Raw genomic sequence first — 21,662 nt, forward strand, 5'->3', positions numbered from 1 at the left:
CGGCAACTTCCCATGGAGCAAGGGCAGTTGAGGTAAGGGAATGCCGAGAAACAGCTCGGCGGAAACGGTGAAGCAGGTTTCGATCGGAAACGGGAACGATAAGTTCCCTCCATGAACGCGCGGCTCGCTCTTCTCGGCACGGTCCCCCCTGGTGCGACGGAGAGCGAGGTCTTCCGGCTGGCGCTCGGGCATGCGGTCGGTGAGCTGAGCGCGCTCGGCGGGACCGTGCACCTGCGCGGCCCGATGTCCGCCCTGCGACTGGTGTCGTCCGTCGGTCTGCCGACCGCCCTCACCCGCTCCTGGGAGATCGTCGACCAGGAGGGCCCCCTGGCCCCGGCCCGCGCGCTCCAGCAGGGCAGGGGCGTCTGGGTGCCGCTGCCCCAGGACCCGCCGCGAGAGGACTCCTGGCCCGGCAGCGGCCTCGCCGCCCTCCCGGTGTTCAGCGGCCGGCGCAGCATCGGCGCGCTGACCGTCCTGGCCGGTGCGGAGGGCGAGCCCACCCCCGAGCACTGGGACTTCCTGCGGGACGTCGTCGCCTGGACCGAGGACCGGATGGCCCAGGCACCGCCCCCGTCGGGGCCCACCCAGGCGGAGCTGGGCGGCGAGCGGCTGCGGCAGGCGCTGAAGGAGGTCCAGGTCGGCTCGTGGGACTGGGACATCCGCAGCGGCGACCTGATCTGGGACGAGGCCGCGCTGGAGCTGTACGGCACACTGCCCGCCGACTTCACCGGCCGGATCGACAACTGGATGCGGATCGTCCACCCCGACGACCTGGCCCCCACCCTCGCGGCGGCGCAGCAGGCGCTCCTCGACCACTCCGTCTACGAGGCCGAGTACCGGGTGCGGCGCCTGGACGGCACCTGGGGCTGGACGCAGGCCCGCGGCCGGGCGACCTACGACGAGCAGGGCGAGCCCCTGCGGATGATCGGGGTGGGCTGGGAGAGCAACGAGTCCCGCACCGCGCGGGACGCCCTCGGCAGGGCCCTGCGGCACATGAGCGACGGCTTCCTCGCGGTGGACGACGAGTGGCGGATCACCTTCGCCAACCTGGAGGCGGAACGCTTCCTCGGCTTCTCCGAGGAGGAGCTGTTCGGGCGCCTGCTGTGGGACCTTCCGGCCACCCGGCAGGTGCCGGGCCTCAAGGAGAGCTGCCTGGCGGCCGGGGCCGAGGAGAGGTCCACCGGGTTCGACGTGTACATCGCGGACTGCCGACGGCGCCTGCACGTACGGCTGGTGCCGGGTCCCGACGGCCGCACCCTGTACTTCCAGGACGTCACGGAGAAGCGCCGGCTGGCACAGGAGCGGCAGGCGGCGGAGCGGGCCGCGGCCGAGCGGGCGGTGCGCATCGCCGAGCTGACCACGGAACTCGCCAAGGCGACGACCTCCCGGGACGTGGTGGACGCGGTCGCCCGCCGGGTGCTGCCGCCGTTCGCAGCCTCCGGGTTGATGGTCCAGGTCAGCGAGGGCGACCGGCTCCACCACGTCGGTGCGGTCGGCTATCCCCGGGACTTCGTGGCCCTTCTCGACAGCCGCCGTCGGGCATCGACCGGCGACCCCGCCTGGGACACGATCGCGTCCGGTCTCCCGCTGTTCATGTCGTCACCGCAGGAGTACGCCACCCGCTACCCCGAACTGGCCGACTTCCCCGCTCGCGGCGAGAAGAAGTCCTGGGCGTTCCTGCCGCTGACGGCGTCCGGGCACACCTTCGGCGTCTGCGCGGTCTCCTTCGACCGGCCCCGGGTCCTCGACGACGAGGAACGCGCCCTGCTCACCACGATCACCGCCCTGGTCGCCCAGTCCCTGGAACGGGCCCGCCTCTACGACGCCGAGCACACCCGGTCCCGGGAACTCCAGCGGAGCCTGCTTCCCCAGGCACTGCCCGACCTGCCCGCGTGCACGGCGGCCGCGCGCTATCTGCCGGCCGGGCAGGGCGCTGACGTGGGCGGCGACTGGTACGACATCATCCCGCTGTCCGGCGGACGGGTCGCGCTGGTCGTCGGTGACGTGATGGGTCACGGCCTGCCGGAGGCGGCCACCATGGGCCGGCTGCGCACCGCGGTGCACACGCTGGCCGACCTGGAGCTGCCGCCCGACGAGATCCTCGGCCACCTCAACGACATCGTCGGCGGCATGAGCGAGGCGTCGTACGCCACGTGTCTGTACGCGCTCTACGACCCGACGACCCGGGTCTGCTCCATCTCCCGGGCCGGCCATCCACCGCCCGCCCTGGTACGGCCCGACGGAAGCGTGCACTTCCCCGAACCGGACGCCGATCCCCCGCTGGGCGCGGCCAAGCCACCGTTCGAGACGGCCGAGTTGGAGGTGCCCGAGGGCAGTCTGCTCGTGCTGTACACCGACGGACTGGTGGAATCGGCGAAGCGGGAGATCGACGAGGGTATGGCCGAGCTGGCGCGGCTGCTCGGCGCCGCCCACGCCGACGGGACCACCGTAGACCTTGAGCGCCTGTGCGACAGGCTGACGGCCGGGCTGCTGCCGGCGGACCAACAGGCGGCCGACGACGCGGCGTTCCTGGTGGCCCGGCTGCACGCGCTGCCGGCCGAACGGATGGCCGCCTGGTCCCTGCACGACGACCCGAAGGCGGCGAGCCAGGCCCGCCGGCACGTCCGCGAACAGCTTGCGGCCTGGGACCTGGACGACCTGTCCCCCACCACGGAGCTCCTGGTCAGCGAGCTGGTAGGCAATGTCGTCCGGCACGCCCGCGGCCCGGTCCGGCTGCGCCTGCTGCACACCACCGAGCTGATCTGCGAGGTCTACGACGGCAGCCAGACCATGCCTCGCATCCGCCACGCCGCGGACACCGATGAGGGCGGCCGGGGCCTCCAGCTCATCTCGGCCCTCTCCACCCGCTGGGGCGCCCGCTACACCCCCACGGGCAAGTGCATCTGGACGGAACAGTCCCTGCGGGGCCCGGCCGAGCCGGCGGACGTGCTGTTCCTGAACGCCGCGGACCTCGACGAGGACTGGGAGACGCTTCTGTGACTGCGCGTGCCCGTTCGGCCCTGCCCGTTCGGCCCTGCCCGTTCGGCCCTGCCCGTTCGGCCCTGCCCGTTCGGCCCAGCTCCACGGGCCGGATGCCGGGCGCGTCCCTAGGGTCGCGGTGACGGCTGTTCAGGCCCCACCCGAAAGGCACGTCCCATGGCAATACGCATCGCGCTCACCACCGCGGCACTGGCCGTCCTGGCCACCGCCGGGCCGCTGACCGGCATCGCACACGCCCAAGGCGACCTGGACTGCGCCGACTTCGCCTTCCAGGAGGACGCGCAGGCGGAGTTCGACCGCGACCGCAGCGACCCCAACCGGCTCGACGAGGACCAGGGTCGGGACGACGGCATCGCCTGCGAGGTGCTGCCCCACAGGGGCACCGGCGCCGTGAGCGCGGCCACGCCGCCCGCTACGCCACGCGCCACGCCGCTTCCCACGCTCGGCGTCCAGGGCGGGTCCGGAGGCAGTGTGGGCCCGGCCGGCTTCGAGCGGGCGATCGGGGCGGCAATGGCGCTCGGCGGGGTCGGCCTCGCCGGCGCGTATGTGGTGCGACGGCGTCGTGGCACGCGCCCGCACGCCCGCCTCAAGGATCGATGAGCCCTGCCCGTATCGCGTACCGGGTCAGCTCCAGGCGGTCCCGCATCCCCAGCTTGGCCAGCAGGTTCGCGCGGTGCCGCTCGACCGTCTTCGCGCTGATGAACAGCAGCTCGCCGATCTCCTTCGTGGTGTGCCCCTCGGCGACGAGCTTGAGGATCTCCTCCTCGCGTTCGGTGACGGCCCGCGCGGGCAGGTCGTCACCGCGGTGCAGTCGGTCGAGGTAGGAGCGGACCAGGGCCCGCTCGGCGCCGGGGTAGACGAAGGACTCGTCGCGCACAGCGGCCCGGCACGCCTCGACGAGATCGCGGTCGGCGACGGACTTGAGGACGTATCCGCTGGCCCCGGCCTTGAGCGCCTCGAAGAAGTACTGCTCGTTGTCGTACATCGTCAGGATCAGGATCCGCAGGTCCGGCAAGCGCCGGGACAGCTCACGGGCCGCCTGGAGCCCGGTCATCCGCGGCATGGCGATGTCCAGCACGGCGAGATCGACCTCACGCGCGCGTGCCAGCTCGACCGCCTCGGCGCCGTCGCCCGCCTCGGCCACGACCGTGAGGTCCGGCTCCCCCTCGAGAATCAGCCGCACCCCCCGCCGTACGAGGGTGTGGTCATCGGCGAGCAGCACCCGGGTCGGCTCCGTCATCGGCGCGTCCCCGCCGCGACCGGTATCCGCAACCGCACATCCGTCCCCCGCCCGGGACCTGCCTCCACCGAGAACACCGCTCCGACCAGCAGCGCCCGCTCCCGCATCCCCTGGATCCCGGCCCCGTCGGGCGCCCCGCGCAGCCCCTTGCCGTTGTCACGCACGAGGAGCTCGACTCCCCCCGCGACCGACTGGAGCCGGACTTCGGCCCGGTCGGCGGCGGAGTGCCGCGCGGTGTTGGTCAGACCCTCCTGGGCCACCCGGTAGACCACCAGTTCCGACTCCTCGGTCAGCCGGGGCAGATCGCCGCCGACGTGATGGCGCACGGTCAGCCCGTGCGTGGTGAACTCGGCCGCGAGAGACCGCAGAGCGCTCGACAGACCGAGCTCCTCCAGCACCCCGGGCCGCAGCCGCCGCGCTATCCGACGGATCTCGTCGAGCCCGGCCCGGGTCGCCTCCTGCGCCTGCCCCACTTCCTCCCGCAGCTCCTGCGGCGCCCGGTCGGCGACCCTCTTCAGCTGCAACAGCACAGCGGTCAGCGTCTGCCCGACCTCGTCGTGCAGTTCGCGCGCGATACGGTGCCGCTCCCGCTCCTGGGCGGAGAGCGCGTGGGCCGCGCCGGTCACCCGCTCGGCCTCCAGCCGGTCGAGCATGGTGTTGTACGTCGTGATCAGCGCGGCCGTCTCGGAAGGACCGGAGACAGGGGCACGCACCCCGGGGCGCAACAGATCGGCGGCGGCCATGGCCCGCCCGAGCCGCTGCAGCGGGATGAGCCCGACGCGCAGCACCACCGCATTGGCGGCCAGCAACAGGGCAAGCCCCCCGAGGACGACCACGGCCTCCCCCTGCCGGACGGGCGTCGACACGGTGACCGGCCCCAGCAGCAGCGCGGCGGCGACGACGAGGCCCGCGGCGTTGAGCGAGAAGATCCGCCAGAACAGTGACACGGCCCGGCCTCCGCCCCTCTCCTCCGCTTGGCACGACGTCCCCGCACCCAGCGTCGCCGGGCCCGGCCGCTCGCGTATATCCGTCACGTCACCCATATCGCCACCGTACGGGGGCCTGGCAGCATGCGAACCCGGCACCAGTGATCACACGAACCACAAGGGGAGAAACGTGTCTGCTCCACGCCTGAGGGCGACGCCGCTGCCGGGAATCGGGGTCCAGTACGACCTCATGACCCGCGAGGACCGCCATCTCTCCGTGGTGGCGCACCGCGACGGTGCCCGCACGGTGAGCGTGTACCGGGCCGACGACCCCGACTCCTGCGCCCAGTCGCTGCGCCTGACCGGCTCCGAGGCGGGCGCCCTGATCGACGCGCTGAAGCCCTCCCACCACAGCGCGAGCCTCCTCTACACCTCCGACCTGGGCCTGGTGGCCGAGCGGATCGAGGTGGCGGCCGGCTCCCGCTGGAACGGCCGGGTCCTCGGCGACACGAGGATGCGCACGGACACCGGCGCGTCCGTCGTGGCGGCCCTGCGCCGGGCCGAGGCGATCCCGTCGCCCGCACCGGACTTCCGCCTGGCCGGCGGCGACATCCTCATCGTCGTGGGCACCCGCGAGGGCGTGGACGCCGCCGCGGCCGTCCTCGGGCGGGAGTGAGCGCGTGCACTCCGCGGTCCTGCTGATCGAGTTCGGCTCGATCATCCTCGGCCTGGGACTCCTCGGCCGTTTCGCCGCCCGCTTCCGCCTCTCCCCCATCCCCCTCTACCTCCTGGCCGGCCTGGCCTTCGGCGAGGGCGGCCTGCTCCCGCTCGGCGCCAGCGAGGAGTTCGTGTCGATAGGCGCCGAGATAGGCGTCATCCTTCTCCTGCTGATGCTCGGCCTGGAGTACACGGCCGGAGACCTGGTCACCAACCTCAAGGCCCACTACCCCTCGGGCCTGGTCGACGGCGCCCTCAACGCCCTCCCGGGAGCGGCGGCCGCCCTGCTGCTGGGCTGGGGCCCGGTGGCCGCGGTGGTCCTGGCCGGCGTCACCTGGATCTCCTCCTCGGGCGTCATAGCGAAGGTCCTGGGCGACCTGGGCCGAGTGGGCAACAGGGAGACCCCGGTGATCCTCAGCGTCCTGGTCCTGGAGGACCTCGCGATGGCGGTGTACCTGCCCATCGTCACCGCCCTCGTGGCCGGAGCGGGCCTGCTGGCCGGAAGCCTGACCCTGGCGATCGCCCTCGGAGCGGCCGGCCTGGTCCTCTTCGTGGCGGTCCGCTACGGCCGCCTGATCTCCCGCTTCGTCTCCAGCGACGACCCGGAAAAGCTCCTCCTGGTGGTCCTGGGCCTGACGATCCTGGTGGCCGGAGTGGCACAGCAACTCCAAGTATCAGCAGCCGTGGGCGCGTTCCTCGTCGGCATAGCCCTCTCCGGCGAGGTGGCGGAGGGCGCCCACACCCTCCTGAGCCCCCTGCGCGACCTCTTCGCCGCGGTCTTCTTCGTCTTCTTCGGCCTCCACACGGACCCGGCGAGCATCCCACCGGTCCTGCTCCCCGCCCTCGCCCTGGCCCTGGTCACGGCAGCCACGAAGATCGCCACCGGCTACTGGGCGGCCCGCCGAGCCGGAATCTCCTCCAAGGGCCGCTGGCGCACGGGTGGCGCACTGGTGGCCCGTGGCGAGTTCTCGATCGTCATCGCGGGCCTGGCGGTCTCGGCCGGCATAGAACCCTCCCTCGGTCCCCTCGCCACGGCCTACGTCCTCATCCTGGTGATCATCGGCCCCCTCACGGCCCGCTACACCGAGCCACTGGCCACGAGACTGACGGCCCACCGCGAGTCCCCGAAGACACCGGAGAGCGCGTCACGGGTGCCGGTCGGCGGGGACGGGGCCTGAAGGCGACTGAAGGGGGTGACAGGGCTGCCGGCCCTCACCGGTCGGTGGGGTGCGGGGCTGCCGTAGGTCGCCTGCGGGTCCGTTGCGGCTGGTCGCGCAGCGCGCCACACCAGCCCCACCGAAGCCGCACAGGCCGCCGCAGGCACCAAGGGGCGCGGGGAACTGCGCGACCAGCCCCCACCGGCCGGTGGTCGCGGGGCTGCCCGCACGGCGCCCGCGCCCGTTGCGGCTGGTCGCGCAGCAGCCGCGCGCCACACCAGCCCCACCGAAGCCGCACAGGCCGCCGCAGGCACCAAGGGGCGCGGGGAACTGCGCGACCATCCCCCACCGGCCGGTGGTGGCGAGGCTGCCCGCACGGCGCCCGCGTCCGTTGCGGCTGGTCGCGCAGCGCGCCACACCAGCCCCACCGAAGCCGCACAGGCCGCCGCAGGCACCAAGGGGCGCGGGGAACTGCGCGACCAGCCCCCACCGGCCCGCAGACAAACCACAACCCCACCCTCCCGACCGTCGGAGGCAATCGGCACTGGCCAGCCCCCCACACCCCCTGGCAGGATCACCGGCATGCCCCAGCCGTTCCCCCGCCTCAGCCGCCGCCGGGCGCTCCAGAGCGCGGCCGCCGCCCTCGTGGCCCTCGGCCTGCTCCTGTGGTGGCTGCTCCCGCTGGGTGAGAGCCCCCCGACCGGCACGATCACCTTCAGCACGGGCACCAAGGCAGGCGTCTACCAGAAGTACGGCGAGCTCCTCCGCAACGAGATCCACAAGGACATGCCGGACCTGAAGGTGAAACTGGAGACCAGCGCGGGCTCCCAGGAGAACGTCAGACTCGTGGCGCTCGGAAGGTCCGACTTCGCCATCGCCGCTGCCGACGCGGTGGAGACCTACCAGCAGAACGGCGACCCCGGCGCCGACCGGCTCCGCGGCGTGGCCCGCCTCTACGACGACTACGTACAGCTCGTCGTCCCCACCGACTCGGACATCCACACCGTGGCCGACCTGAAGGGCAAGCGCGTCTCCATCGGCGTCCCGAACTCCGGCGTACGACTGATAGCCGACCGCGTGCTCGACGCCGCCGGCCTCGACCCGGACAAGGACATCCAGCCGAGGGCCGAGGGCATCGACACCGGCCCCAAGCTCCTCGGCCACGGCCTGGACGCGTTCTTCTGGTCCGGCGGCCTGCCCACCGACGGTCTGAAGCAGCTGGCCGAACGCTCGGCGTTCCGCTTCGTCCCGATCGAACCGTCCCTCGTGGCGAAGCTGCACGCCGAGGGCGAGCCCACCCGCTACTACCGCGCCACCAACATGCCGGCGTCGGCGTACCCGTCCGTCCAGAACGGCAGGACCGTCCCGACCATGGCCGTCTCCAACGTGCTGATCACCCGCAAGGACATGGACCCCGAGCTCACCGAGTGGCTCACCCGGACCGTGATCAAGAGCAGGGACGGCATCGGCCACGACGTCCACTCCGCCCAGCTGGTGGACGTACGCACGGCGATCTACACCGACCCGGTGCCCCTGCACGAGGGCGCCCGCCGCTACTACCGTTCGGTCAAGCCGTAGGACGGCTGCGGGGCACGGAGACCGTCACCACCAGGCCGTGCGGCTCGTGGCGCCCGTACGAGATCGACCCGCCACCCGCCGCCAGCAGGGCCCGCGAGATGGACAGCCCGAGACCGGACCCCTTGATGTTCTGATGCCGTCCGCTGCGCCAGAACCGGTCGCCGACCCGCGCGAGTTCCTCGTCGGTGAGCCCGGGTCCGCGGTCGGCGACGACGACCGTCGAGGTGTTCCCGTCCGCGGCGACCGTGACCTCGACGGTCTCGTCCTCGGGCGTGAACTTGAGCGCGTTGTCGATGACCGCGTCGAGGGCGCTGGAGAGGGTGACGGGGTCGGCCCAGGCGGTGGTGGGCGGACAGCTCCCCACCAGTCGTACGCCCTTGGCCTCGGCAGTGGGTGTCCAGGCGGCGACCCGTTCGGCGGTGAGTTCGCCGATGTCGGTGACTTTCAGATCGGCCTCGGTGTGCTCGGCGAGCGCGAGGTCGAGGAGGTCGTCGAGGACCTGGGCCAGCCGCTTGCCCTCCGCCTGCACGGAGGCGATCTCGGAGTTCCCCTCGGGGAGTTCGAAGGCGAGCAGTTCGATGCGCAGCAGAAGTGCGGCGAGCGGATTACGCAACTGGTGCGAGGCGTCCGCGACAAAGGCCCGCTGCTGCTCCAACACGTCCTCGACGTTGTCCGCCATCTCGTTGAACGAGCGGGCCAGGCGCCTGAGTTCGGGCGGTCCGCCGGCGACCGCCACCCGGGACTTCAGGGCCCCGCTCGCGATGGAGTGGGTGGTGGCGTCGAGGACCCGTACGGGTCTCAGCACCCACCCGGTCAGCCGTAGCGCGGCGCCCACGGCCAGCAGCATGGCGGCGAGTTCGCCCGCGAAGATGACGAGCCAGTCGTGCAGGATCCGTGAACGCATCGGTCCGGTGGGCGAGTCGGTGACGACGACCGCGACGACGTCACCGTCCCGGATCACCGGGGAGGCGACGACCAGCCGGCCCCGCTGCCAGGGCCACACCTGTTTGGGGTCCTGACTGCGGCGGCTGAGCAGGGCCTCGCCGAACGCATCGCGCACCTCGCCCTCCCGGGGGAGGAACCACCCGCGGGGCGCGGTGGCCATGGGTACGTCACCGTCGTAGAAGACGCCGACGCGGATGCCGTAGACCTTGTAGTAGCTGGTGAGCTCACTCTCCAGGGTCTCCAGGCGCTCGTCGGAGGCGTCGGTGACGAACTGGGCGAGGGCCGCGAAGTGCGCGGTGTCGTCGATCCGGTCGACGACGACCTTCTGCTGCTGCGCGGAGGCCACACCGATGGCGAGCGGCACTCCAAGGGCCAGCAGGACGGCAGCCATGAGGACGATGAGCAGCGGAAGAAGACGTGTGCGCACGGGCCCGCCTACGCCCCGGCCCGAAGCCGCGAGCCCGTATGCGCGCGGGCACCACCGAACGGCGTCTCGGCCACTCGGCACGCAGAGAGGCCCTGCTGTCGGGGCACAGCAGGCCGTACCGCACCCCGGAACGACCGACCGTAGTCACCCGAACCACCCCGGCCCCCCGCGGCGAGCCGCCCCCGGCCACCGCCGCACACGCGGGCAGCCTCACCGCCCCACTCACCCGCGCCCACAGCCACCGTCCCTCACCCGACCCGATTCCCTCCCCCTGAGCCTCGCACAGCTTCCCGCCCCCACCTTCACCCGGAACCCCACGGCGGCCCCCGCCCCTGGCTCCCGAGGCGCGGCCCCCTCGCGCGGGCTCCTCACATCCCCGGCGCCACCAACCGGTACCCGACCCCCCGCACCGTCTCGATCAGCGCCGGCATCCGCAGCTTCGCGCGCAGGGACGCCACGTGCACCTCCAGCGTGCGGCCGGTGCCCTCCCAACTGGTGCGCCAGACCTCGCTGATGATCTGCTCGCGCCGGAAGACCACACCGGGCCGCTGGGCGAGCAGCGCGAGGAGGTCGAACTCCTTGCGGGTGAGCTGGACGATCATGCCGTCCACGGTGACCTGACGGGTCGGCAGTTCGATGCGTACGGCGCCGAGGACCAGCGCGGTGTCCCCGCCGCCGGGAGCGTCCTCGTGGACGGTGCGCCGGCTGACGGCGTGGATGCGGGCGAGGAGCTCCCCCGTGTCGTACGGCTTGACCACGTAGTCGTCGGCGCCGAGGTTCAGCCCGTGGATGCGGGAGCGCACGTCGGAGCGCGCGGTGACCATGATCACCGGCGTGCTGGTGCGCTTGCGGATCTTGCCGCACACCTCGTAGCCGTCCTGGTCGGGCAGCCCGAGGTCGAGAAGGACGACCCCGAAGCCGTCGACCTCCGGGACGAGCGCCTGGAGTGCCTCCTCGCCGCTGCGCGCGTGAGTGACGTCGAAACCGTGCCGGGCGAGTACCGCGGACAGCGCGGCGGCCACATGGTTGTCGTCCTCGACGAGGAGAAGTCTCACCCCGGCCCCCTTTGGTCCATCGGACGTACTATCCGAATATGCAATGAACAGGTAGAACTGTGCGGCACACGCGCGCGTGCGCACCGTGCAGTCATGCTGATGGATGAGGACGGCGTCAAGAGGGTTCCGGTTGCGCCGCGGTTCCGTTACCCGGCCGATATGACCACTGGCCGCAAGTGCTACGACACGTGTCCGATTGCTATCGGATCGTGATGCTCAGATTCCCCTCAAGACTAATGACGCTGGTCGCATGGGGTTACTACTGTCCTCCGAAACCGAGGAGGACGGAGCCAGAGAGCGATGACCGAAGTATCGGCGGCCAAGGAAGATGCGGTCGCGACCGGCGAGCTGGTCGTCCTGAAGGGCGTCAACAAGCACTTCGGTGCGTTGCACGTACTCCAGGACATCGACCTGACGATCGCCCGCGGCGAGGTCGTCGTGGTCATCGGACCCTCCGGGTCCGGGAAGTCCACCCTGTGCCGCACCATCAACCGCCTGGAGACGATCGACACGGGTTCGATCGCCATCGACGGCAAGCCGCTGCCCCAGGAGGGCAAGGAACTGGCGCGGCTGCGCGCCGACGTCGGCATGGTCTTCCAGTCCTTCAACCTCTTCGCGCACAAGACCGTGCTCGAGAACGTGATGCTGGGCCAGATCAAGGTCCGCAAGGCCGACAAGAAGCAGGCCGAGGAGAAGGCGCGCGCCCTGCTCGACCGGGTCGGTGTCGCCACGCAGGCGGACAAGTACCCCGCCCAGCTGTCCGGCGGTCAGCAGCAGCGTGTCGCCATCGCCCGCGCCCTGGCGATGGACCCGAAGGTCATGCTCTTCGACGAGCCCACGTCGGCGCTCGATCCCGAGATGATCAACGAGGTGCTGGAGGTCATGCAGCAGCTCGCCCGCGACGGCATGACAATGATCGTCGTCACGCACGAGATGGGTTTCGCACGATCGGCTGCAAACCGCGTGGTCTTCATGGCGGACGGACGGATTGTCGAGGAGGCTGCGCCCGACCAGTTCTTCAGCAATCCGCGCAGCGACCGTGCCAAGGACTTCCTGTCGAAGATCCTGCACCACTGACGTGCCACCCGGATCGACCACCGACGGCTCTCAATTCTTCACCACCCAAAGGATGTTCACCATGAAGCTCCGCAAGGTCACCGCCGCCTCGGCCGCCGTTCTCGCCCTCGCCCTGTCCGCGACCGCCTGCGGCGGCGACAGCAATGACGACAGCTCCGGTTCGGGTTCCGGCGGCGGCAAGATCAAGATCGGTATCAAGTACGACCAGCCCGGTCTCGGGCTGAAGAAGCCCGACGGGTCCTTCTCCGGCTTCGACGTGGACGTGGCGACGTACGTGGCCAAGCAGCTCGGCTACAAGCCCGACCAGATCGAGTTCGTCGAGACCAAGAGCGCCGACCGTGAGAACGCGCTGGCCCGCAACGACGTGAAGTTCATCGCGGCCACCTACTCGATCAACGACGAGCGCAAGAAGAAGGTCGACTTCGCCGGCCCGTACCTGCTGGCCCACCAGGACCTGCTGGTCAAGAAGGACTCCAAGATCAGCGAGGCCACGGACCTCAACGGCGAGAAGCTGTGCTCCGTGACCGGCTCCACCTCGGCGCAGAACGTCCATGACGACTTCGCCCCGAAGGCCCAGCTGCGTGAGTACTCCGGTTACTCGGAGTGCATCGCCGGCCTCCAGAGCGGCGCCGTCGACGCGCTGACCACGGACGACTCGATCCTCGCGGGCTTCGCCGCCCAGGACAAGTACAAGGGTCAGTTCAAGCTCGCCGGCCTCAAGCTGAGCAACGAGAACTACGGCATCGGCGTGAAGAAGGGCGACACCGCCACCGTCAACAAGATCAACGCCGCCCTGGAGAAGATGGTCAGCGACGGCTCCTGGCAGAAGGCGGTCGACAAGAACTTCGGCCCGGCCGGCTACAAGAACGAGCCCGCCCCGAAGATCGGCGTCATCGTCAAGTAACGCAGGGCTCCACCGGCGCAGCGTCGCGACCGCGGTTCGGCCGCGCCCCGCAAGGGGCGCGGGCGACCGCGTGACGAGCCACAGCGAGCCCGCGGCCGGCCATCGGCAGACGCCGACCGTCCAGCGGAGCGTCTGCGCAGGCATCCACCGGTGCGCCGCCGCCCGCCGCGATCAGGGCGGCGGCGCGTCGCGCCCCTCATACCTCCGCCACACACCCGGAAGCGCGGGAGATCGTGTTCGACTTTATTTCAGACTATGACGACCCGAGTCTGTGGGGCGCCTTCTGGATGACGGTGAAGCTGACCTTCTTCTCCGGCATCGGCTCCCTCATCTGGGGCACCCTGCTGGCCGCGATGCGGGTCAGCCCCGTCCCGCTGATGCGCGGGTTCGGCACCGCCTACGTCAACATCGTCCGGAACATCCCCCTGACGGTCATCATCGTCTTCACCTCTCTCGGCCTCGCCGACATCTTCCGCATCACGCTGGGTGCGGGCGACGACGTGAAGGTCATGAGCTTCCGGCTGGCCATCCTCGGTTTCATCGTCTACACCGCCGCCTTCGTCTGCGAGGCGATCCGCTCCGGCATCAACACGGTGCCGCTCGGCCAGGCCGAGGCGGCCCGCGCGATCGGGCTGAACTTCAGCCAGACCCTGCGCCTCATCGTGCTGCCGCAGGCCTTCCGCTCGGTCATCGGCCCGCTGGCCAACGTCCTGATCGCGCTGACGAAGAACACCACGGTGGCGGCCGCGATCGGCGTGGCCGAGGCCGCGTACCTGATGAAGACAATGATCGAGAACGAGGCTCAGACGCTGCTCATCGGCGCGGTCTTCGCCTTCGGTTTCGTGGTGCTGACCCTCCCCACCGGCCTCTTCCTTGGCTGGCTGAGCAAGCGACTGGCGGTGAAGCGATGAGCTCGGTCCTCTACGACACTCCGGGACCCCGCGCCAAACGGCGCAACGTCCTGCTGTCGGTCGTCTTCATCCTCCTGCTCGCCCTCGTGCTGTGGTGGGTGTGGCGGACGATGGACGACAACAACCAGCTGGAGTGGGACCTCTGGGAGCCCTTCACCACCGGCGAGGCCTGGACGACCTACCTCCTGCCCGGCCTCGCCGACACCCTCAAGGCCGCGGCGATCTCCATGGTGATCGCCCTGCCCCTGGGCGCGGTCTTCGGCATCGCCCGGATGTCCGACCACGCCTGGGTGCGGGGCGTGGCCGGCACGGTGGTCGAGTTCTTCCGGGCCATCCCGGTCCTGCTGCTGATGCTGTTCGCGAACGAGCTCTACGTCCGTTCCTCCCTGAACATCAGCAGCGAGGAACGGCCCCTGTACGCCGTAGTCACCGGCCTGGTGCTCTACAACGCCTCGGTGCTCGCCGAAATCGTGCGGGCCGGCATCCTCTCGCTGCCCCGGGGGCAGACGGAGGCGGCCTACGCGGTCGGTCTGCGCAAGGGCCAGACGATGACCAGCATCCTGCTCCCGCAGGCGGTCACCGCGATGCTGCCGGCCATCGTCAGCCAGCTGGTGGTCATCGTGAAGGACACCGCGCTGGGCGGCGTGATGCTCGGCTTCACCGAGCTGCTCAACGCGCGCCAGACGCTGGCGGCCAACTACGCCAACGTCATCCCCAGCTTCATCGTCGTGGCGATCATCTACATCGTCGTGAACTTCATCCTCACCAGCTTCGCGAGCTGGCTGGAGCAGAGGCTGCGGCGCAGCAAGAAGAGCACGGGGGCGGTCCTCGGTGAGGACACGGAGATCAACCCGGCGGCGGTGGGGGGCACCTTCGGGACCGGCGGAGAGGGCGGCGGCCCGAGCGGGTTCACCTTCACCGACAAGCCGCCCCGGTGATCTGATGCTCAGTCAAGCGGCGTGAAGGGCACGGAGGGCAGTGGCATGATCGCCACTGCCCTCCGTCACTTGACGCAAGCACCGGCAATAGGTTGCATACGTTCTGTGATCGTGCACCCTGCTCCAACCTCCTGTTCACACACGTCCCTCGGGACTCCGCCGCGGTCAGGGGGCGCCGCGCCGTGGACCCGGTGATCATCGTCGGAGCGGGGCCCGTCGGGCTCACGCTCGCCCTGGCGCTGGCGCGTCAGGAGGTCCCCTCCGTGGTCCTCGACGAGGGTCCGGGCAAGGACGAGCCCCGCCTGGCCCGCACCGCCGTACTGCACGAGGACACCGCAGCCCTCATGTCACGGCTGACCGGAGTGCCGGTCACCGAGCTGGGTCTGCACTGGGCCGGATGGCGGTCGATGCGCCGCAAGCAGGTGATGCGCGAGGTTGACTTCGAGGAGCCCGGGGACGCCCCCCTGCACGTCGCCCAGCACGATCTGACCGGTGCCCTGCGTGCCGCCCTCGCCGAGGAGCGACTGGTCAAGCTCACTTCGGACAGCCGTCTCGACAGCATCGAGCAGGAGCCCTCGGGCATCACCGCCCACACCCGCGGCCCCAAGGGCACCTGGTGGCGCGGGAGTTACCTGGTCGGCTGCGACGGCACGCGCTCCACCGTGCGCAAGCTCCAGGACATCCGGTTCCCGGGCCGTACGGCGGTGGAACGCCACGCGGTCGCCGCCCTGCGCGCGGAACTCCCCTGGGAGGACCGGGCGTTGCTGCACCGGATGCCGCCGTGGCGGACGTCCGGACCGTCAGCCGGGGAGATCGCCGCCCGTCCGCTCCCCGAGGGCGTGTGGCGCCTGGACTGGCTGCTGCCGCCGGGCAAGGACCTGGTCACGCCCGAGCTCCTGGTGACCCGCGTCCGGGAGACCCTCGCGGGCTGGACGGGCGGTGCGACTCCGCCGTACGAACTCCTCGACACCGGCGTCCACACCGTCCACCATCGGCTGGCCCGCCGCTGGCGTGCCGGGCGGGTCTTTCTCGCCGGGGACGCGGCGCACTGCCTCGGGGCGCTCGGTACGCAGGGGCTCGACGAGGGCCTGAGGGACGCCGACAACCTCGCCTGGAAACTGGCCCTGGCCTGGCACCACGGCCCGCACGAGGCGCTGCTCGACAGCTACCAGGCCGAGCGGCGCGCGGTCGTCGCCGGTCGGCTGCGCGCCGCCGACCAGGCGCTGCCGTTGCTGCGCGGCGGCGGGGGGCTGCGCTCGGTGGTCCCCGGCTCGGCCCGCGGCCACGACGCGTTGCTCACCGACGGTCACCTGGGGCGCGGCCCGCTGGGAGCACCGGGCACGTATGCCGACTCGCCCCTCGCGCCCCGGCACCTCGAAGGAGAGGTGCCGGTCGACACGCTCCCGGGGGAGGCGGTCACGGATGTGCGGGTCACCGCCGAGGACGGCTCGTTCGTACAGCTGCGCGAGCGCCTGGGACGGGGCGCGCTGCTCGTCGTCCTGGTCGCGCCGGGCACCGGGGTGTGGGAGCGCAAGCACTGGGTGACCGCCGGGATCATGCCCCGGCTGGCCGCGGCGGTGACCGCGCTGCCGCACTCCGCCGAACTCCTGGTCGCCGAGGAGTACCCGGGCGCGGCCCCGCACACGGTCCTTCTCGTACGGCCCGACGGTCACCTCGTCACGGCGCTGAGCGGGGTCCGCCCGGCTGACCTGTACTCGGCGGCCGAGACGGCGCTCGGCGGCCCTCCGGCGAAGACCGAGGCGAACGCGGGGGCCGGTTCGCGTTGATGTGCTCACTGTCACTGTGCGTCCACATAGTGACAGTGAGTTGAAACGGTCGGCGCCCCCATGGTGTACTCCGGATCGTGACCGACACCTGTGTGCGCCTGTGGCGGAGGGTCCATATGGACCTCGTCCGCTATGCGGGCTGCGTGTGTCGCCCGTCCTGCTGAATTCGCCTACTTACTTCCCCGCGTGCCGCGCCCGTGCGACGGCACGCTCTCGCGAACTCTTCCCAGGACGGTTCCCGTGTCTGTCTCTCCCGCCCTCCCCTCGGCCTCCTCCACCGTCGCGCCGCCCACCCAGGCCGAACTCCTCGACTTCGTACGGCGCACCGCCGCCGACTCCGAGCTGATCGACTCACTCCCGCTCGACCCCGAGGGCCGCACCTGGGTGCGCCTGGAGGGGCCCGGCGGCAGTGAGGCCTGGCTGATCGGCTGGCCGCCCGGCACCGGCACCGGCTGGCACGACCACGCCGAGTCGGTCGGCGCCTTCGTCACCGCGGCCGGAGAGCTCAAGGAGAACTCCCTCGGCGCCCGCCTGCCCGCCGACGGCTGGAAGACCCTCGAACTCTCCGACGACGTGGACCACGAGCGGCGGCTGCCGGCCGGCAAGGGCCGTTCCTTCGGACAGCACCACGTCCACGAGGTCCTCAACGAGTCCACCGAGGTCCACGCGATCTCCGTGCACGCCTACTACCCGCCCCTCCCCCAGATCCGCCGCTACAGCCGCACGGGCCAGATCCTGCGGCTGGAGCACGTGGAGCGGCCGGAGGACTGGCAGTGAGCGCCTGACCGGCGGTCGTGGAAGACGGATCTCGTCGGCGCCTCACCGGCACGACCGCATATCTCCGGTGGGCAGCGGGTCGAGGTCCCGGCGCCCCGGCTCGTGACCACTCCGCTTCAGAACCCCTCGTCGCCGAGGAACTCCGTCTCCTCGCCCTCCTCCTGCAGTGCCTGCCGGACCACCCGCAGGGCCATCCCCTCGGGGTAACCCTTGCGGGCGAGCATGCCCGCGAGGCGGCGCAGTCTCTTGTCGCGGTCGAGGCCACGGGTCGCGCGCAGCTTGCGGTCGACGAGCTCGCGGGCCGTGGCCTCCTCCTGCTCGGAGTCGAGCTGCGAGACGGCCTCGTCGATCAGCGTGGAGTCGACACCCTTGGTGCGCAGCTCCTGGGCGAGCGCCCGCCTGGCGAGTCCCCGGCCGTGGTGCCGGGACTCCACCCAGGCGTCCGCGAACGCGCTGTCGTTGATCAGCCCGACCTCCTCGAACCGCGACAGCACCTCCTCGGCGGCGTCATCCGGGATCTCCCGCTTGCGCAGGGCGTCGGCGAGTTGCTTGCGCGTGCGCGGGGTCCCGGTGAGCAGGCGCAGACAGATCGCCCGCGCCCGCTCCACCGGGTCCGCCGGAGGCTCCCCCGCCTCGGCCCTCGACAAGGAGGGGCCGCCTCCGTCCTCACCGGGCGGTTCCCCGAAGCCGCGCCGGCGCTGCCGACGCCCACGGGAACCGCCCGCGCCAGGTGCTCCGCCGCCTCGACGCGAGCTCCGGCCGAACGCCCCGGAACCGCGTGCCGCCCCGTCACCGGATTCGTCGCCGCTCGGCCCACCGTCGCCGTACGTCCCACCGTCACTGTGGGAACGACCGCCGCGGTGGGACGGACCGGCACCGTACGCGAGGTCGTCGCCGAATGCTCCGTCACCCCCGTACGACATCGAACGGCCGTGTCCCCCGTCCGTCCGATGCCCCGTGCCGTCCCCGTCCCCGTGCCCGTCGCTGTCCGGCCCGGCAGAACCCCCGTCGCCTCTTGCGCCCCACCCTCGCGGAGTGTCCTCGTACTCGGCCCAGTCGGTTCGCCGTGTCACGGGATCAGCTCTTGGCGGCCGGAGCCTTGGCCTTCGTCGCCTTGGCGGCCGCCGGTGCCGGCACCTTCGCGGTGTCGTCCGCGGCAGCGGTCACCGCGGCGTCCGCACCCGGCTCCGCGGCAGGCTGCTCGGGCCGCACGCCGACGCCCAGCTTCTCCTTGATCTTCTTCTCGATCTCGTTGGCCAGGTCGGGGTTGTCCTTCAGGAAGTTGCGCGCGTTCTCCTTGCCCTGGCCGAGCTGATCGCCCTCGTACGTGTACCAGGCGCCGGCCTTGCGGACGAAGCCGTTCTCCACGCCCATGTCGATCAGGCCGCCCTCGCGGCTGATGCCCTGGCCGTAGAGGATGTCGAACTCGGCCTGCTTGAAGGGCGGCGCGACCTTGTTCTTGACGACCTTGACCCGGGTGCGGTTGCCGACCGCGTCCGTGCCGTCCTTCAGGGTCTCGATGCGGCGGATGTCCATGCGCACCGAGGCGTAGAACTTCAGCGCCCGGCCACCGGTCGTGGTCTCGGGGGAGCCGAACATCACGCCGATCTTCTCGCGGAGCTGGTTGATGAAGATCGCGGTGGTCTTGGACTGGTTGAGCGCGCTGGTGATCTTCCGCAGGGCCTGGCTCATCAGACGGGCCTGCAGACCGACGTGGCTGTCACCCATCTCGCCCTCGATCTCCGCGCGCGGGACGAGCGCGGCGACGGAGTCGATGACGATCAGGTCGAGGGCACCCGAGCGGACCAGCATGTCCACGATCTCCAGGGCCTGCTCGCCGTTGTCCGGCTGGGACAGGATCAGGTTGTCGATGTCGACACCGAGCTTCTTCGCGTACTCGGGGTCGAGAGCGTGCTCCGCGTCGATGAAGGCGACCTGGCCACCGGCCTTCTGCGCGTTCGCCACCGCGTGCAGCGTCAGGGTCGTCTTGCCGGAGGACTCGGGGCCGTACACCTCCACCACTCGGCCGCGCGGGATGCCGCCGACGCCGAGCGCGACGTCGAGCGCGGTCGACCCGGTGGGGATGACCTCGATGGGCTCGTTCGGCCGCTCGCCCATGCGCATGACCGCGCCCTTGCCGAACTGCCGTTCAATCTGTGCGAGCGCGGCGTCCAACGCCTTCTCGCGGTCGGTTCCTGCCATGGGTTCCACCCGATTTGCTTGAGTCGATCGCTTCACGTCAAAGACGCTAACGCCTGCCACTGACAATGGGCCCCGACGCCCGCCCGGCCTGTGGATAACTCGGGCACTTCTCCATGTAAACCATGCCGAAACGCCCGTCGTCGGCTTCGCCGGAGCTTCCATATGAATGGATGTTCGATTTTCGTGTCAAGCGCACCACGCAACACCCGCGACTCTTCCACCGGCACGCTCCGGCGGCTTCCTCCGACCCCTTCCGCCCCCTTCGCGCGGCGTACTTCAGGTGCCTCGATCCTCCCCGGAGCGCCGGTGACGGAGCGAGTCGCCACGGCGACGGATCCCGCACGCGGCGAACGGCTCCTACGTCACGTCCGTCGTCGGCGCCGATGCGTGTGGCAACCCGGTGCCCTCAGGACGAGCCGTCGTCGTGGGCGGAGTCATGTGTTCCCGGCCGCCGCCGCTCCCACAGCGCACGCGCGCGGGTGACCGGCGAAGGCCCCTCACCCCGCTTCCGGTGCCCGTGCACCCGCGGGTCGTCGGTGACGTCGTACCGCTTCACGTAGGCCCCCAAAAACGCCTGCAGCGTGGCGACCGCCGGAATGGCGATCAGGGCACCGACCGCGCCGAGGAGGGCGGTGCCCGCGATGACCGAGCCGAAGGCGACGGCGGGGTGGATGTCGACGGTCTTCGAGGTCAGCTTGGGCTGGAGCACGTAGTTCTCGAACTGCTGGTAGATCACCACGAAGACCAGCACCCACAGCGCGTACCAGGGATCGACCGTGAAGGCGATCAGCATGGGCAGGGCGCCCGCGAGATACGTGCCGATGGTCGGGATGAACTGCGAGACCAGGCCCACCCACACGGCGAGCACGGGCGCGTACGGCACGTCCAGGGCCTGGAGCAGGACGAAGTGCGCGACTCCGGAGACGAGCGCCATCAGACCGCGCGAGTAGATGTAGCCGCCAGTCTTGTCCACGGCGATCTCCCACGCGCGCAGCACCTCGGCCTGGCGGGCGGGCGGCAGGACGGAGCAGATCGCGCGGCGCAGCCGCGGGCCGTCCGCGGCGAAGTAGAACGAGAACAGCCCGATCGTCAGAAGCTGGAAGAGGCCGCCGAGGACCTGGGCGGAGACGTCCAGGACGCCGGTGGCGCTGTTCTGCACGTAGTTGCGCAGCCAGTCGGAACGCAGCAGCCCCTCCTGGACGTCCACCCGCTTCAGATCGGTGTGGAAGTGCCCGTTGATCCAGGCGATGACGGAGTCGAGGTAGTCCGGGAAGTCCTCGACGATCTTGATGATCTGGCCCGCGAGCATCGACCCGAGCAGCGTGACGAAGCCCGCCGTCACGATCAGCACCCCGAAGAAGACCAGGAAGGTGGCGAGCCCCCTGCGCATGCCCCGCGCGGCCATCTTGCTCACCGCGGGTTCGATGGCCAGAGCCAGGAAGAACGCGATAAGGATGTTGGTCAGCAGGCCGATCAGCTGGTGGAAGGCCCAACTGCCGAACTGGAACACGGCGATGAGGGCGAGCGCGAGCACCATGGCGCGCGGCAGCCAGCGCGGCATGCGGGCGTTCGGCCCGGCGCCGGCGGCCGGGGGCCGGGTGGGAAGCGTCGTGCCGAGCGGAGTTGCGTGCTGGGCTGCCTGCCCGGACTCGTCAGTGGGTGCCACGGAGCAAGTCTCGCCCACGTGACCGACAATGGCTGCCGTCCTGCGATCTTCGTGACCGGTCAGTGCCTCTTTCGTGAGATGTTCACGTCCGGTCGGAAATTCTCCCCCGAACGTCCACGCCGTCTCAGTGCCGCTCGCCCGGAACGTTCATCACGGTGCAGACCACGCGCCACACGTCCTTGGCGTCCCAGCCGGCGTCCAGCGCCTCGTGCACCGTGCGCCCGCCGAGCTCCGTCATCACGTGATCGCGCGCGAAGGTGTCGGCGTACCCCGGACCGAAGTGTTCCGCCATCCGCTGCCAGAAGACCGTCAACCGCATGACTCCAGTATCCCGCCCCTGCGGGTGGGCCTGGGC

The 21,662-nt window shown here is 70.9% G+C and carries 20 protein-coding genes; 12 read left to right on the plus strand and 8 right to left on the minus strand.

The features are described 5' to 3' along the window. Positions 1 to 111 precede the first annotated feature (111 nt). Entirely contained in the window at positions 112 to 3,000 is a 2,889-nt protein-coding gene (locus ABZT93_RS34845) for a SpoIIE family protein phosphatase (protein ID WP_356112219.1), read from the plus strand. A 156-nt stretch (positions 3,001 to 3,156) separates the two neighbouring features. After that, positions 3,157 to 3,600, plus strand: coding sequence for a hypothetical protein (locus ABZT93_RS34850; protein ID WP_356112221.1), 444 nt, complete (start codon positions 3,157 to 3,159; stop codon positions 3,598 to 3,600). Here ABZT93_RS34850 and ABZT93_RS34855 read toward each other — a convergent pair. After that, positions 3,587 to 4,240 (minus strand): response regulator transcription factor, encoded by a 654-nt coding sequence (locus ABZT93_RS34855; RefSeq protein ID WP_356112223.1) that lies wholly within the window; start codon positions 4,238 to 4,240, stop codon positions 3,587 to 3,589. The genes ABZT93_RS34850 and ABZT93_RS34855 overlap by 14 nt on opposite strands. Then, positions 4,237 to 5,187, minus strand: a complete 951-nt coding sequence (locus tag ABZT93_RS34860; protein WP_356112225.1) for a HAMP domain-containing sensor histidine kinase — start codon at positions 5,185 to 5,187, stop codon at positions 4,237 to 4,239. Before ABZT93_RS34860 ends, ABZT93_RS34855 begins: the two co-directional genes overlap by 4 nt. Positions 5,188 to 5,356: 169 nt before the next feature. Between ABZT93_RS34860 and ABZT93_RS34865 the strand changes: the two genes are divergently transcribed. The 3 genes from ABZT93_RS34865 (at position 5,357) to ABZT93_RS34875 (ending at position 8,618) form a co-directional block, all read left to right on the plus strand. Next, positions 5,357 to 5,842, plus strand: a complete 486-nt coding sequence (locus ABZT93_RS34865; protein WP_356112226.1) for a TrkA C-terminal domain-containing protein — start codon at positions 5,357 to 5,359, stop codon at positions 5,840 to 5,842. 4 nt (positions 5,843 to 5,846) lie between these two features. Continuing rightward, positions 5,847 to 7,061 carry a cation:proton antiporter gene (locus ABZT93_RS34870; RefSeq protein WP_356112228.1) on the plus strand — a complete coding sequence of 405 codons (1,215 nt, stop codon included), beginning with the start codon at positions 5,847 to 5,849 and terminating at the stop codon, positions 7,059 to 7,061. Between the two features lie 561 nt (positions 7,062 to 7,622). After that, complete coding sequence (locus ABZT93_RS34875; protein WP_356112230.1) at positions 7,623 to 8,618, plus strand: TAXI family TRAP transporter solute-binding subunit; 996 nt, start codon at positions 7,623 to 7,625, stop codon at positions 8,616 to 8,618. On the opposite strand, the gene ABZT93_RS34880 is transcribed toward ABZT93_RS34875, so the two are convergent. After that, positions 8,608 to 9,990, minus strand: a complete 1,383-nt coding sequence (locus ABZT93_RS34880) for a HAMP domain-containing sensor histidine kinase (RefSeq protein ID WP_356112232.1) — start codon at positions 9,988 to 9,990, stop codon at positions 8,608 to 8,610. The genes ABZT93_RS34875 and ABZT93_RS34880 overlap by 11 nt on opposite strands. A gap of 368 nt (positions 9,991 to 10,358) precedes the next feature. Then, positions 10,359 to 11,045, minus strand: a complete 687-nt coding sequence (locus ABZT93_RS34885) for a response regulator transcription factor (protein WP_356112233.1) — start codon at positions 11,043 to 11,045, stop codon at positions 10,359 to 10,361. Between the two features lie 300 nt (positions 11,046 to 11,345). Between ABZT93_RS34885 and ABZT93_RS34890 the strand changes: the two genes are divergently transcribed. From ABZT93_RS34890 to ABZT93_RS34920, 7 genes are all read left to right on the plus strand, one after another. After that, the gene (locus ABZT93_RS34890; RefSeq protein WP_356112236.1) at positions 11,346 to 12,122 is read left to right on the plus strand and encodes an amino acid ABC transporter ATP-binding protein; all 777 of its coding nucleotides are present in this window, start codon (positions 11,346 to 11,348) and stop codon (positions 12,120 to 12,122) included. A gap of 61 nt (positions 12,123 to 12,183) precedes the next feature. Next, positions 12,184 to 13,026, plus strand: coding sequence for a glutamate ABC transporter substrate-binding protein (locus tag ABZT93_RS34895; protein ID WP_356112239.1), 843 nt, complete (start codon positions 12,184 to 12,186; stop codon positions 13,024 to 13,026). Positions 13,027 to 13,259: 233 nt separating this feature from the next. Further along, positions 13,260 to 13,937: an amino acid ABC transporter permease gene (locus ABZT93_RS34900; protein ID WP_356112241.1), complete on the plus strand. Its 678-nt coding sequence runs from the start codon at positions 13,260 to 13,262 to the stop codon at positions 13,935 to 13,937. After that, on the plus strand, positions 13,934 to 14,875 hold the full coding sequence (locus tag ABZT93_RS34905; protein WP_356112244.1) for an amino acid ABC transporter permease: 942 nt from the start codon (positions 13,934 to 13,936) through the stop codon (positions 14,873 to 14,875). The genes ABZT93_RS34900 and ABZT93_RS34905 overlap by 4 nt, the downstream gene beginning before the upstream one ends. A 182-nt stretch (positions 14,876 to 15,057) precedes the next feature. After that, positions 15,058 to 16,662 carry an FAD-dependent monooxygenase gene (locus tag ABZT93_RS34910; RefSeq protein WP_356112246.1) on the plus strand — a complete coding sequence of 535 codons (1,605 nt, stop codon included), beginning with the start codon at positions 15,058 to 15,060 and terminating at the stop codon, positions 16,660 to 16,662. A 116-nt stretch (positions 16,663 to 16,778) separates the two neighbouring features. Then, positions 16,779 to 16,826: a hypothetical protein gene (locus tag ABZT93_RS34915; RefSeq protein ID WP_309506048.1), complete on the plus strand. Its 48-nt coding sequence runs from the start codon at positions 16,779 to 16,781 to the stop codon at positions 16,824 to 16,826. Between the two features lie 76 nt (positions 16,827 to 16,902). Beyond that, positions 16,903 to 17,439 (plus strand): cysteine dioxygenase, encoded by a 537-nt coding sequence (locus ABZT93_RS34920; RefSeq protein WP_356112247.1) that lies wholly within the window; start codon positions 16,903 to 16,905, stop codon positions 17,437 to 17,439. A gap of 116 nt (positions 17,440 to 17,555) precedes the next feature. Here ABZT93_RS34920 and recX read toward each other — a convergent pair whose 3' ends face one another. The 4 genes from recX to ABZT93_RS34940 form a co-directional block, all read right to left on the minus strand. Next, positions 17,556 to 18,512: a recombination regulator RecX gene (gene recX / locus ABZT93_RS34925; RefSeq protein WP_356112249.1), complete on the minus strand. Its 957-nt coding sequence runs from the start codon at positions 18,510 to 18,512 to the stop codon at positions 17,556 to 17,558. Positions 18,513 to 18,516: 4 nt separating this feature from the next. Then, positions 18,517 to 19,641, minus strand: coding sequence for a recombinase RecA (gene recA / locus ABZT93_RS34930; protein ID WP_356112250.1), 1,125 nt, complete (start codon positions 19,639 to 19,641; stop codon positions 18,517 to 18,519). 406 nt (positions 19,642 to 20,047) lie between these two features. Then, positions 20,048 to 21,307 carry an AI-2E family transporter gene (locus ABZT93_RS34935; protein ID WP_356112251.1) on the minus strand — a complete coding sequence of 420 codons (1,260 nt, stop codon included), beginning with the start codon at positions 21,305 to 21,307 and terminating at the stop codon, positions 20,048 to 20,050. A 124-nt stretch (positions 21,308 to 21,431) separates the two neighbouring features. Then, complete coding sequence (locus tag ABZT93_RS34940; protein ID WP_355734159.1) at positions 21,432 to 21,626, minus strand: DUF3046 domain-containing protein; 195 nt, start codon at positions 21,624 to 21,626, stop codon at positions 21,432 to 21,434. Positions 21,627 to 21,662 lie beyond the last annotated feature (36 nt).

The organism is Streptomyces sp. NPDC005303, from assembly GCF_040607335.1.
Taxonomy (GTDB): domain Bacteria; phylum Actinomycetota; class Actinomycetes; order Streptomycetales; family Streptomycetaceae; genus Streptomyces.

Coding starts and splice junctions, on each gene's coding strand:
- ABZT93_RS34845 (WP_356112219.1), top strand. CDS start 112: ATGAACGCGCGGCTCGCTCTTCTCGGCACGGTCCCCCCTGGTGCGACG.
- ABZT93_RS34890 (WP_356112236.1), top strand. CDS start 11,346: ATGACCGAAGTATCGGCGGCCAAGGAAGATGCGGTCGCGACCGGCGAG.
- ABZT93_RS34940 (WP_355734159.1), bottom strand. CDS start 21,626: ATGCGGTTGACGGTCTTCTGGCAGCGGATGGCGGAACACTTCGGTCCG.
- recA (WP_356112250.1), bottom strand. CDS start 19,641: ATGGCAGGAACCGACCGCGAGAAGGCGTTGGACGCCGCGCTCGCACAG.
- ABZT93_RS34875 (WP_356112230.1), top strand. CDS start 7,623: ATGCCCCAGCCGTTCCCCCGCCTCAGCCGCCGCCGGGCGCTCCAGAGC.
- ABZT93_RS34855 (WP_356112223.1), bottom strand. CDS start 4,240: ATGACGGAGCCGACCCGGGTGCTGCTCGCCGATGACCACACCCTCGTA.
- ABZT93_RS34895 (WP_356112239.1), top strand. CDS start 12,184: ATGAAGCTCCGCAAGGTCACCGCCGCCTCGGCCGCCGTTCTCGCCCTC.
- ABZT93_RS34905 (WP_356112244.1), top strand. CDS start 13,934: ATGAGCTCGGTCCTCTACGACACTCCGGGACCCCGCGCCAAACGGCGC.
- ABZT93_RS34850 (WP_356112221.1), top strand. CDS start 3,157: ATGGCAATACGCATCGCGCTCACCACCGCGGCACTGGCCGTCCTGGCC.